This window comes from Ruegeria sp. O6 (assembly GCF_056535045.1).
Window position 1 is genome coordinate 161,357 of record NZ_JBQERM010000004.1, and the last position, 12,353, is coordinate 173,709.

Genomic DNA, 12,353 nt, shown 5'->3' on the forward strand with positions numbered 1-12,353 from the left:
ACAAGTTAGTCGGCGCGCTTCAGCGCGCCGGCCAACAGCACGATCAGAACGGCCAATGGCAACAGCACGGCAAACGCCAGGCGCAGGCCGAACAGTTCCGCCAAGAATCCGATCAGCGGCGGCCCAATCAATAACCCGCCATATCCCAGCGTAGCGACACTTGCGATGGCTTGCCCCGGCGGCACATGCGGATCACTGGCTGCACGGCTGAACGCCAGCGGCATGATCACCGCATACCCTATGCCCATCAGCGCAAACCCCGCCAATGCGGGCAAGGGCGCGACCGAAGAAACCACAGCGAAAACGCCCAGTGCCGCGCAGATCCCGCCAAACCGAGCCGTGGCGACAGGACCAAACCGCATAATGACAATCGCGCCTGCAAGGCGAAACGCCACCATCGTCACGGAAAACACGGCATAGCCCAGTGCGGCAACACTTTCGGGCGCACCGGAAACGTCTCGCAGGAAAATCGCGCTCCAGTCTGCGACGGCGCCTTCACCCAATGCACCACACATGGCCGCGAATCCGACCAGTATCAGCGCACCCGAGGGCAAAGCAAAAACCGAGCTTTGCGACCGCTCGGACCGTTTCGACGTCCAGCGCACCCACGACGAGGCCAGCGCGAAGGCAACAACCGCGCCACCCGCCACTAGGAAGTGCACCAGCACCGTCAGCCCCATCTGAACTGCCACATACCCGCTGAGCGCGCCAAGACCGGCCCCAAGGCTCCACATGGCGTGGAATGATGACATTACGGGTTTGTCATAAGCCTGCTCGACTTCGGCGGCCCAGGCATTCATTGCCACATCCATCGATCCGTGGAACGCGCCGAAAACAAACAAACAAAACGCCAGCGCCCAAAACCCGCCAGCCACAGCAAGCAGAACCAGCGACAGCGTGTACAGAACGGCCACAATCCGGGTAATCGCAACAGCGCCATACCGATCCGTCAACCGCCCTGTGACCGGAAAGGAACAGACGGCCCCGGCCGCCATGAACAACAACCCGTACCCCAACGCGTCATGAGACAAATCCAACCGGTCGCGCACGGCCGGAATGCGCGAGGCCCAGATGCCAAACAAGGCCCCGTTCAGGATGAACATGGCCGCAACTGCCCGCCATGCCGAGAAAACACCAATCAACAGAGAACCTCGTGCTGTCTGCCCGCCCCACCCGTTCTACAGGTTGGGCGCAAATTGGCAATTGCAGCTTAACCCAGGCGTTTGCGGATGCGCCGAACGGCGAACCATACGCCCGCCACTACCGGGATCGTCGCCGCCGCCGTCAGCGTTCCCTTGCTTATACCAGTGGCCGTCAACGGATACAGAAGATAGCCAACCAGTGAGACTGCATAATAACTGATGGCCACCACAGAAAGCCCCTCGACCGTGTGTTGCAAGCGCAAGGCAAGATCGGCCCGACGATCCATGCTTTCCAGCAGGGCCTGATTTTGTGCACTCCGCTCGACGTCCACCCTAGTGCGCAACAACTCACCCGCACGGATGGCCCGGTCAGACAGCGCCTGCAGGCGGCGTTCTGTTGATTTCACGGTACGGATCGCAGGATCATAACGGCGCATCATGAAATCGGCAAAGCTTTGACCACCTTCGAACCTTTCCTCGCGCAGGACGTCGATCCGTTGATTCACCAGCGCCTCGTAAGCGCCGGTTGCCCCAAACCGGAACGAACTGCGGGCCGAAATGGTCTCGAGCTCGGTCGATGTGGCCAGCAATTGAGGCAACAGCGCATCTGGTGGTGTGGTGTCATCTGTCATTTCAACCATCAGCTTCGCCAGCTGGGCGTCCAGTTCCTCGATCCGGGGGGCCAATTGTTTGACGCGGGCAAAGCCAAGCATCGACATCGCCTTGTATGTCTCGATCTCGCACAGCCGCTGGATAATACGCCCTGTTCGGCGCGTGCCCGTGCCTTCGGTCACGAACAGGGCAAAACGCATGTGACCAGCCGGGTCGATACGGAAATCGCTAGCGCAAATTGCCGAAGCATCCAACACCCGAGACACGGCAAGACTTTCAGGTTCGAACCAATCAGCCAGAGCGACCTTTACAGCCGCATCTTCCGGGCGCGGTACCACCCGCATCAGCAACGAAGTGATCCTCTGGCCCGGGCTGGCCATCAGCCAATCCGGGGGAAAAACCTCGAAATCGGCGGGGTTGAAAGGGCGGCCGCTGACGTTCGGCACAATCGCCGTATACGTGACAAACTCTGTGTGCTGCTCCCATTTCAGCCAATGGCGTCCGATCTGCCCGGCATAATGCGTGGCCCCCGGCTGCGGATGTTGCGCCCCATGTCGGTCAAGCAGATCAATCAGATGGGCGATATCCTGACTGCGGTCCCGAGCGACGGCTGCTTCCGGCTTCTTGATCGCAAGAAAGGCGACCGTGCACGGCGTATCGGCGGCCGGAAACGGGCGGGCATGAAGTTCATTGGCCAGCGCATAGCGCAGCGGGTGATCATCGATTGGCGTCATTCAGAGGCTCCGATAGCGGTGTCCGCACTATACGTCACAACTCGGATACATCAATTCTTATTTTATTTCATATACTTACACGAATACAAAGGTATACAAACCGACTATCTCATTGATTTGGCTGCCACAGCTCGATCGGATTACCTTCCGGATCGTGAAGCCGCGCGAACTTTCCGATCTCACTGTCCCAGTCGGGGCGGGTCTCAACAGCGATTCCGGCAGCTTCAAGCTGCTGTATCATCGCGCCCAGATCGTCGACCCGAAAATTGATCATCCATTGCTGATCCGGGTTTCCGAAATACTCAGTGTCTTTCGCGAACGGCGCAAACACCGTATACCCTTCGCGTTGCTTCCAGGGCACCGGATCATAGTGGTTTACGCCCAGATGTTCTTCGTACCAGCGGCTTAATGCCTCGGGATCACTGGCCCGAAAAAATACGCCCCCTATACCGTTCACTTTCTCCATGCTTCGCTCCAACAATACGCATGTCTATTATACCACAACCCGCCCGCTTCATCTGGCCATAAATATCCTGGGGGTTTGGGGGCAAAGCCCCCAATAGTACAAGTAAAGAAAAGGGCGCCCAAAGGCGCCCTTTGCAATTGGATCAGACCGGTGGATCAATCGATCATCGGCAGCAGCTTGTCCAGCGACGCTTTGGCGTCGCCATAGAACATGCGGGTATTTTCCTTGAAGAACAGCGGGTTTTCGATACCCGAATACCCCGTACCCTGACCACGTTTGGACACGAAGACCTGCTTGGCCTTCCAGCATTCCAGAACTGGCATACCGGCAATGGGACTGTTGGGATCTTCCTGCGCCGCAGGGTTCACGATGTCGTTCGAGCCGATAACGATGGCCACATCCGTATCCGGGAAGTCGTCATTGATCTCGTCCATTTCCAGAACGATGTCATAGGGCACCTTCGCCTCGGCCAGCAGCACGTTCATATGGCCCGGCAAACGACCCGCGACCGGGTGGATCGCAAAACGAACCTCTTTACCCTTGGCGCGCAGCTTACGGACCAGTTCGGAAACCGATTGCTGTGCCTGCGCAACCGCCATCCCATAGCCGGGGATGATGATCACGCTGTCGGCATCGTTCAGGGCAGCAGCAACGCCATCCGCCTCGATGGCCACCTGCTCGCCCTCAACTTCCATCTGCGGACCGGAAGTGCCGCCAAAGCCGCCCAGGATCACGCTGACAAAGTGACGGTTCATCGCCTTGCACATAATGTAGGACAGGATCGCACCGCTTGAGCCCACCAGCGCACCGACCACGATCAGCAAGTCATTGCCCAGCGAGAAACCAATCGCCGCCGCGGCCCAGCCCGAATAGCTGTTCAGCATCGACACAACCACCGGCATGTCCGCGCCACCGATACCCATGATCAGATGATAACCGATGAACAGCGCCGCCAGGGTCATCAGGATCAGCGGCAACAGCCCGCCAGACGCAGTGTACCAGATCAGACAGATCAGCGAGAGACCCGCTGCCGCCGCGTTCAGCGCATGACCACCGGGCAGCTTCGTCGCCGCCGAAGTCAACTTACCCGCCAACTTGCCATAGGCCACGACCGAGCCGGTAAAGGTGATCGCACCAATGAAGATGCCTAGGAACAGTTCCACATGCAGGATTGCCAGTTCGGCCGGCGTCTTCTTGGCGATAAGTTTGGCAAAGGTGCCCAGATCATGCAGATTCGCCTCTTTCGCCGTATCCACAATTGCCATGACTTGTGCCACGTTGCCGATTTCAAAATGCGCGTTGAAGCCGACGAACACAGCCGCCAGACCGACCAGTGAATGCATCGCGGCGACCAGCTGCGGCATCTCGGTCATCTGGACGCGCTGCGCCACATATTGACCGATCAGACCGCCACCCGCGATCAGCAGCAGCGACAGCAACCACAGGCCGGAACCGGGGCCAACCAGCGTGGCGAAGACCGCCAGCGCCATACCGACGATGCCGTACCAGACCGCGCGCTTGGCGCTTTCCTGGTTCGACAGACCACCCAGCGAAAGGATGAATAGAACAGCCGCAACAACATAGGCGGCAGTAGTGAAGCCAAATTCCATGTGCCCGGCCTCCTTAAGATTTCTGGAACATGGCGAGCATGCGCCGGGTTACGAGGAAGCCGCCGAAGATGTTGATCCCGGCCATGAACACGGACAGTGCCGCCAGCAGAATAACCAGGAACGACCCGGACCCAATCTGCATCAACGCCCCAACGATAATGATCGACGAGATCGCGTTGGTGATCGCCATCAGCGGCGTATGCAGGCTGTGCGAGACATTCCAGATCACCTGGAAGCCCACGAAAATGGCCAGCACGAAGACGATGAAATGCTGCATGAAGCTGGCCGGGGCAACCAGCCCCACCAGCAGCATCAGCGCACCGCCGACACCCAACAATGTAAACTGCTGCCTGGTCTGCGCCTTGAAGGCCGCAATCTCCTGCGCCTTTTTCTCTTCCGGGGTCAGTTCCTTGACCTCGGGCTTTTTCTGTGCGGCGATCGCCTGAATCTTGGGCGGCGGTGGCGGGAAGGTGATTTCACCTTCATGCGTCACGGTCGCGCCGCGGATCACATCGTCTTCCATGTTGTGATTGATCTGACCGTCCTTTTCGGGCGTCAGATCGGTCATCATGTGACGGATGTTGGTTGCATAAAGCGACGAGGATTGCGCCGCCATCCGGCTGGGGAAGTCGGTATAACCGATTATGGTCACGCCATTGTTGGTGACAACTTTCTCATCCGGCACGGTGCCTTCGACGTTACCGCCACGCTCGGCTGCAAGGTCGATGATGACCGAACCCGGCTTCATCGCCTTGACCATATCCTCTAGCCACAGCTTGGGCGCCGGACGGTTGGGGATCAGTGCGGTGGTGATAACGATGTCCATCTCGGGCGCAAGTTCGCGGAACTTGGCCAGCTGGGCGTTGCGGAATTCTTCCGACTGGACCGAGGCATACCCGCCTGTGGCCGCGCCGTCCTGCTGCTCTTCCTCGAAGTCCAGATAGACGAACTCAGCCCCCATCGATTCGACCTGTTCGGCCACTTCAGGGCGCACGTCGAACGCGTAGGTGATCGCGCCCAGCGACGTGGACGTCCCGATTGCGGCCAGACCGGCCACACCGGCCCCAACGATCAGCACCTTGGCAGGAGGAACTTTACCGGCGGCGGTCACCTGGCCGGTGAAGAAACGGCCAAAGTTGTTGCCTGCTTCGATCACGGCGCGATAGCCTGCGATATTTGCCATCGACGACAGCGCGTCCATCTTCTGCGCGCGCGAGATGCGTGGCACCATCTCCATGGCGATCACGTTGGCGCCCTTGGATTTGGCCAGCTCCATTCCTTCTTCGTTGCCCGCAGGATTGAAGAACGAAATCAGGGTCTTGCCCTTGGTCAACCGTTTCAGTTCGGCCTCAGTCGGGATACGAACCTTGGCAATGATATCCGCAGTCTTCCACAGCGACGCTGCGGTCTTGACCACCTCAACGCCTACGGCCTCGTATGCGGCATCCGAAAAACCGGCAGCCGCGCCCGCGCCTTTCTCGATCAGGCACTCATAGCCCAGTTTCTGCAATTGCACGGCCGAGTCGGGCGTCATTGCAACCCGGTTCTCACCGTCCAGTATTTCCTTTGGCGTGCCTATCTTCACTGGCAGTCCCCCTAATTTTTACTCTGTCCGAGCGGGTGGTCGGTATTCTTTGTTAAGCAAAGATGTATCCTGCGCAACATTATTTCGCAAGCGCAGCATTTTTTACGTAACATCACAAAATCAGCCACCTTAGATCCAACGCCGCGTCTTGCGTTCATAGCGTGCGAAATCCGTGCGGAACTGCCGGCGCAGGCGGTCTTCTTCCGGCAGGATAAACCGGCGCTCCAGCACCCAGACGAAGACCGGAACCAAAACCAGTGACAACACGGCGTCAAACCGCAGAATCAAACCCGCAAGAATCAGTACGTCCCCGACGTAGATCGGGTTTCGACTGCGTTTGTAGATGCCCGTTTGCACCATCGCGGTCGGTGTCTCATGGGGAATGACAGTTGTTTTATGGCGGCGAAACTCGACAATGGCCAGAACGGCCATCAGAACGCCACCGCCGATCAGAACTCCACTGAGAAGGTCGGTCAGGCCGCTCTCAAGTGACAGGCCCAGCGCCATGTATCTGGCTTGTGCCCATGCCAGCACCGCAAAAGCGATCAACCAAACTGGCGGTACATCTATCCAGCGCATTCTAAGCCCTCATGAACGACGACAGTGTCGGGTATATGTCGCTTCTGACCGACGTCCTACCGTTTTTCGGCCAGATTAGCAAAAGACCAGTATGTCGCATCGATAGACAGACATGTCAGGATCGGCTACCCCAAATGCAACAAAAGACGACCACACAAGTGAGTGAGCCTTCATGACCGATTTTGCAGCAACCAAAGCCATGTTCGACCTGCCCGAGGGCGTGATTTATCTGGACGGCAACTCTTTGGGCCCGCTGCCTAAAACGGCTGCGTCTCGTGTGCAGAACATGCTGACCGAGGAATGGGGGCAAATGCTGATCACCGGCTGGAACAAAGCCGGTTGGATGGGCCTTCCCACAGGGCTTGGAGATCGAATTGGCCGCCTGATCGGAGCCGAGCCAGGCAGCGTCGTGACCGGCGATACCCTGTCGATCAAGGTTTATCAGGCCGTGTCCTCTGCCCTTGAACTGAACCCGGCCCGCAAGGTTGTGCTTTCTGACAATGGGAACTTTCCGTCAGACCTGTACATGGTCGATGGCCTGCTGCGATCCCTTGGGAGCCCATACGAACTGCGCGTCGTCGACCCGCAGGACGTCGCAGATGCAATCACCGAAGAGGTCGCAGTCCTGATGCTGACCGAAGTGGATTACCGCACGGGCCGGATGCACGACATGAAGGCACTGACGGAACTGGCCCACGCCAACGGTGTCGTGACGGTTTGGGATCTGGCGCATTCCGCAGGGGCCATCCCCGTTGACCTTGCAGGGTGCAATGCAGATTTCGCAGTCGGGTGTACTTATAAATACCTCAATGGCGGCCCCGGTGCGCCCGCGTTCATTTATGTTGCGCCCCGACTTGCAGATAGTGTGCGCCCGGCCCTGTCTGGTTGGCTGGGGCACGAAGCGCCCTTTGCCTTTGACCTGGACTATCGCCCCGGAAGCGGGATTGAGCGTATGCGCGTGGGAACACCTCCGATCATCCAAATGACCGCACTTTCGGCGGCCATGGACATCTGGGATATGGCCGACATGGCGGATGTGCGCGCCAAGTCCATTGAATTGACCGAGCTTTTCATTCGTCAGGTCGAGGCGACCTGCCCAGACTTGCAATTGGACAGTCCGCGCGCGCCCGAGCAGCGTGGCAGTCAGGTTTCATTCCGCTTCAAGGAAGGCTACGCCGCGATGCAAGCGCTGATCGCGCGTGGTGTCGTCGGAGATTTCCGCGCACCTGACACAATGCGGTTTGGTTTCACGCCGCTGTATATCGATGAAAGCGACGTCGAGCGTGCAGTCGGGATTCTGGCGGATGTCATGCAGAACAAGCTTTGGGACACGCCCGAGTACAAAACCCGGCAGCGCGTTACCTGATTTCCAGCCCGGCCCCGATCAGGGCCGCCAACTGGTTGGTGCGCCTTTCAAATTCCTCGGCGTCTGACGCAGTCAGCTTGATCCCCTTCAGCGTGACCGTAAGTGTTTTCGCCGTTTCTTCAGGCGTGTCGAACAGACGAACGCGGCCAGCACCCTGCTCTCGCCTCAGCCATTCGGCATAAAGCGCGGCAAGTTCCCCTTCGCCCCGTTCGACAATGTCGATGGCCATGGATTTGGTCGTGTCCAGCATCTCAAGCCCATGCGGCGACGCCAAAATCGCAGCCATGCCCTCGGTCTGGGCGTGGATCGCCTTTCTGGCAATGTCCGAAACCGAGCCTTCACCGTTCAGCGCCTCGGCCACCGCTGCGGTCTTTTCCTCGTAATGCCGTTCGGTCAGCTTGCGAACGATCGCTTCCTTGTTCCTGTAATACAGATAAACCGCTGGCCGTGACATCCCCGCACCGCGCGCAATGTCATCCATCGAGGTCTTGCGGAACCCGTATGCGGAAAAGGCCTGAAAAGCAGATGCTAGGATCGCTTTCTGCCGGGATTCGTCACTCGTATCTTTCATGCGCAAATCTCTGACATTTTTTGTTTAATTTGTCAATTGACAGACTGACACTTTGCAATCATTATGTCAGAACCTGCCACAGTTACAAAAGGTGCGCCATGGCGACGGCCCTGAAGATTAACGGAACCCCTCATCAGATCGACCTGCCGGATGATGTCCCCCTGCTTTGGGTTCTGAGGGATGAGGTTGGCCTGACCGGCACCAAGTTTGGCTGTGGCGTCGCCGCTTGCGGCGCCTGTACGGTTCATATCAATGGCGAGGCGGTACGTTCGTGCCAAGTGGCGCTGTCGGATGTCTGGGGTGACGTGACCACAATCGAAGGCGTTGGCACGCCAGAAGCACTGGCTACTATCCAGCAATCCTGGGCTGATCATCAGGTGGCGCAATGTGGCTATTGCCAGTCGGGCCAGATCATGCAGGCCGCTGCCCTGCTTGCGGAAAACCCTGCGCCCACGGACGCAGAGATCGATGAGGCGATGCAGGGAAACCTGTGCCGCTGTGGCACCTACCCCCGCATCCGGGCCGCGATCCACGACGCAGCATCGAAGTTGAAGGAGGCGTAAGAGATGGCTTCTGTTGGCAAAATTATCCGCCGCACGTTCCTGATCGGCTCGGCCGCGATCGTCGGTGGCGTCGCCTTTGGCGCGTATTATGTCACCCGCCCTGCCCCCAACCCGCTGAAACCGAAAGAAGGTGAAGCGGCCCTGAACCCCTTCGTGCTGATCGATCAGAATGGCATCACCCTGTTCGCGCCCCGTGCCGAGATGGGACAGGGCGTGAAAACCACGTGGGCCGCGCTGATCGCCGAAGAACTGGACGTCGATCTGGATCAGATCACCGTTCTGCACGGTCCAGCAGCCGCCGCCTATTACAACTCAGCCATGATGGGCGAGGGACTGCCAAACAAGGGCTACGACATCTCGGACTTCCAACACAACTTAGGTGAAGCTCTGGGGGTTCTTGGCAAGGCCCTTAGCCTGCAAGTCACAGGCGGCTCCACCTCGATGAAGGACGGGTTCGAGAGGATGCGGCAAGCCGGTGCTTCGGCCCGTGAAACGCTGAAACGCGCCGCCGCTGATCGGTTGGGTATCGACCCCTCGGATCTGAAAACAGCTTCAGGCCATGTCATCACGCCAAACGGTGACAAGATCGCTTATACCGATCTTGCAGTGGAAGCGGCCGGACTGGAACCCGTCGAGGTACCTTTGCGAGACCCGTCCGAATGGCGTTATCTGGGACGGACACAACCGCGACTGGACATGGTGGGCAAAGTGACAGGCACTGCCGAGTTTGGCATCGATGTTCGCCTGCCCGGTATGAAATTTGCTGCCGTGCGCATGAACCCCAAACTTGGCGGCGCGATGAACAGCTTTGACGACAGTGCTGCAATATCCATGCCCGGGGTCGAGAAGGTTGTTGATCTGGGCACAGGTGTTGCCGTGATCGCGAACAACACATGGCTGGCCAATCAGGCGGTTGAGGCTGTTGAGATCGACTGGGGCGATGCGCCATATCCACCTGATACCGATGGCATTTTCTCAAAGATTGCCGAGGCGTTTGACGAAGCGCCGAACTCGACCATGCGCGATGATGGCGATGTCAGCGTGACGCCGGATGGCGCAACCGAGGTCACTGCCGAATACCAAGTGCCCTATCTGGCGCACGCCACGATGGAGCCGATGAATGCCACCGCGCTCTATACCGGAAACGCTCTGGAACTGTGGTGCGGCAATCAGGCCCCGACGCTGATCCGTTTTCGCGCTGCGAATACCGCAAATCTGGACACTGAGGCTGTTCAGATTCACACCACCTATCTGGGGGGAGGGTTTGGCCGCCGGGGCGAACTGGATTTCGGAGAAATCGCCACCAAGGTCGCCATGGCCATGCCTGGCACACCGGTCCAAACAACCTGGAGCCGCGAAGAAGACATGCGTCACGACTACTTCCGCCCCGGCGCCATCGCCCGGATGCGCGGCGCTGTTCAGGACGGCAAGGCCGTTCTTATTGACGGCAAGGTTGCATCGCAGTCCTGCACGCAACAGGCGGTCGAGCGTTACACCGGCTTCCCCGGAGGCGGACCCGACAAAGTGCTGGTCGAAGGGTTCTTCAACCAGCCTTACGCCGTGCCAAACTACCGGATGAGCGGCCACGTCGCTGATCTGGCTGTCCCGGTGGGCTTCTGGCGTTCGGTCGGCAACAGCCACAACGGCTTTTTCCACGAGACCTTCATGGACGAATTGGCCCATGCCGCAGGGCGCGACCCGCTGGACTTCCGGCTAGAACTGATGAGAACCGAACATGCCCCATCTGCAGGATGTCTGGAGGCGGTCAGGGAAATGTCCAACTGGACCGGAAAAACACCTGACGGTGTAGGCCGTGGCGTGGCCTTCACCTACAGCTTCGGCACTCCGGTGGCTCAGGTTATCGAAGTGGTCGACGAAAACGGTGCCATCCGCATCCACAAGGCCTGGATCGCCTGCGACATGGGGCTGGCGCTGGACCCGGAAAACGTCAAGGCGCAGATGTTTGGCGGCATGATGTATGGCCTGTCAGCCGCGTGTTTCGGCGAGATTACCTTTGCCGACGGGGAAGTCGAGCAGTTCAATTTCCCCGACTATGACGCCCTTCGCATGCATTCCGCGCCACAAGTCGAGGTGCGCGTTCTGGAAACCAACCGCCATATGGGCGGCGCTGGTGAGCCCGGCACGCCCCCCTCGATGCCCGCACTGGGCAACGCCCTGTTTGATTTGACGGGAAACCGCGCGCGCAGCCTGCCGCTGGTCAATCAGTTCAACCTGCTGGTCTGATTGCCATTCACCTTCCCCTGCACCGGTCCGTCGCGCGCCCGCACGGTCCGGTGCCCAAGTCAGGCTGATTTCTGAACTGCCTGACAGGCAATCCCCGCCGCCCATCCCCGCACAGCCATGCCGAAGGCTTCGAACAAGGGGCGTGAAACCGGGTCGTTGATCGCATCCCATTCGGGATGCCATTGCACGGACAGCGTAAATCCGGGCGCGTCCTTGATGTAGATCGCCTCGGGCGTTCCGTCCGGCGCATGCCCATCGATCACCACACGCTGTCCGATGCACTTGATCCCCTGCCCGTGCAGCGTGTTTGTCATGACCTCCTGCGCACCAAACAAGTCGTGGAACACACCGTTTTCCGTCAGTTTCACCACGTGGCGCAGCGCAAATTTTTCCTCAAGTGTACCATCGGGCGGCATCCGGTGGTTCATCCGCCCCGGCAGATCACGAATTTCCGGATAGAGTGTTCCGCCCATGGCCACGTTGACCTCTTGAAATCCGCGGCAAATGCCCAGAAACGGCTGACCCCGTTCCACACAGGCCCGAACCAGCGGCAGGGTGATCGCGTCACGCGCGCGGTCAAACTCTCCATGCGCCTCGGTAGCCGGTTCACCATATTCTTCGGGATGCACATTGGGGCGACCGCCGGTCAGAAGAAAGCCGTCGCAAACCTCCAGCAACTCCTCAACCGACACATAACGGGGATCGGCGGGGATCAGCAGCGGCAAACATCCCGATACGTTCGCCACAGCGTCCGAATTCATCGTCCCCCCTGCATGGGTCGGGTATTGATCGTTCATGAGGTATGAGTTGCCGATAATACCAACAACGGGTCGAGACATTCCGCTTTCCTTGTTATACATCCCCTTGAAAAGGAAGCTAAC

11 protein-coding genes are annotated in these 12,353 nt (G+C 58.9%); 3 read left to right on the forward strand and 8 right to left on the reverse strand.

Annotated features, from left to right (window positions below; translation table 11 throughout):
• Nucleotides 1–5 precede the first annotated feature (5 nt).
• The 6 genes from ACR0DY_RS07595 to ACR0DY_RS07620 all read right to left on the reverse strand — a co-directional run bounded on the left by ACR0DY_RS07595 (nucleotide 6) and on the right by ACR0DY_RS07620 (nucleotide 6,728).
• Nucleotides 6–1,142 (reverse strand): MFS transporter, encoded by a 1,137-nt coding sequence (locus ACR0DY_RS07595; RefSeq protein WP_480545734.1) that lies wholly within the window; start codon nucleotides 1,140–1,142, stop codon nucleotides 6–8.
• Nucleotides 1,143–1,210: 68 nt separating this feature from the next.
• Nucleotides 1,211–2,488, reverse strand: coding sequence for a DUF3422 family protein (locus tag ACR0DY_RS07600; protein ID WP_209504482.1), 1,278 nt, complete (start codon nucleotides 2,486–2,488; stop codon nucleotides 1,211–1,213).
• A gap of 109 nt (nucleotides 2,489–2,597) precedes the next feature.
• On the reverse strand, nucleotides 2,598–2,954 hold the full coding sequence (locus ACR0DY_RS07605) for a VOC family protein (protein WP_209504483.1): 357 nt from the start codon (nucleotides 2,952–2,954) through the stop codon (nucleotides 2,598–2,600).
• A 155-nt stretch (nucleotides 2,955–3,109) separates the two neighbouring features.
• Complete coding sequence (locus tag ACR0DY_RS07610; RefSeq protein ID WP_480898036.1) at nucleotides 3,110–4,564, reverse strand: NAD(P)(+) transhydrogenase (Re/Si-specific) subunit beta; 1,455 nt, start codon at nucleotides 4,562–4,564, stop codon at nucleotides 3,110–3,112.
• A gap of 13 nt (nucleotides 4,565–4,577) precedes the next feature.
• Entirely contained in the window at nucleotides 4,578–6,149 is a 1,572-nt protein-coding gene (locus tag ACR0DY_RS07615) for a Re/Si-specific NAD(P)(+) transhydrogenase subunit alpha (protein ID WP_480481810.1), read from the reverse strand.
• A gap of 129 nt (nucleotides 6,150–6,278) precedes the next feature.
• Entirely contained in the window at nucleotides 6,279–6,728 is a 450-nt protein-coding gene (locus ACR0DY_RS07620; RefSeq protein WP_267364290.1) for a methyltransferase family protein, read from the reverse strand.
• 172 nt (nucleotides 6,729–6,900) lie between these two features.
• On the opposite strand from ACR0DY_RS07620, the gene kynU reads away from it, so the two are divergent.
• Nucleotides 6,901–8,094 carry a kynureninase gene (kynU, locus tag ACR0DY_RS07625; RefSeq protein WP_480481811.1) on the forward strand — a complete coding sequence of 398 codons (1,194 nt, stop codon included), beginning with the start codon at nucleotides 6,901–6,903 and terminating at the stop codon, nucleotides 8,092–8,094.
• Here the strand turns inward: kynU and ACR0DY_RS07630 are convergent.
• Entirely contained in the window at nucleotides 8,087–8,665 is a 579-nt protein-coding gene (locus ACR0DY_RS07630) for a TetR/AcrR family transcriptional regulator (RefSeq protein ID WP_480481812.1), read from the reverse strand. The two genes, kynU and ACR0DY_RS07630, sit on opposite strands and share 8 nt — an antisense overlap.
• 98 nt (nucleotides 8,666–8,763) lie before the next feature.
• Here ACR0DY_RS07630 and ACR0DY_RS07635 point away from each other — a divergent pair, with 98 nt between their 5' ends.
• Complete coding sequence (locus ACR0DY_RS07635) at nucleotides 8,764–9,228, forward strand: (2Fe-2S)-binding protein (protein ID WP_480481813.1); 465 nt, start codon at nucleotides 8,764–8,766, stop codon at nucleotides 9,226–9,228.
• Nucleotides 9,229–9,231: 3 nt separating this feature from the next.
• Nucleotides 9,232–11,472 carry a xanthine dehydrogenase family protein molybdopterin-binding subunit gene (locus tag ACR0DY_RS07640; RefSeq protein WP_480481815.1) on the forward strand — a complete coding sequence of 747 codons (2,241 nt, stop codon included), beginning with the start codon at nucleotides 9,232–9,234 and terminating at the stop codon, nucleotides 11,470–11,472.
• 59 nt (nucleotides 11,473–11,531) lie between these two features.
• Here ACR0DY_RS07640 and ACR0DY_RS07645 read toward each other — a convergent pair whose 3' ends face one another.
• Nucleotides 11,532–12,311, reverse strand: a complete 780-nt coding sequence (locus tag ACR0DY_RS07645; protein WP_480476009.1) for a gamma-glutamyl-gamma-aminobutyrate hydrolase family protein — start codon at nucleotides 12,309–12,311, stop codon at nucleotides 11,532–11,534.
• Nucleotides 12,312–12,353: the final 42 nt, after the last annotated feature.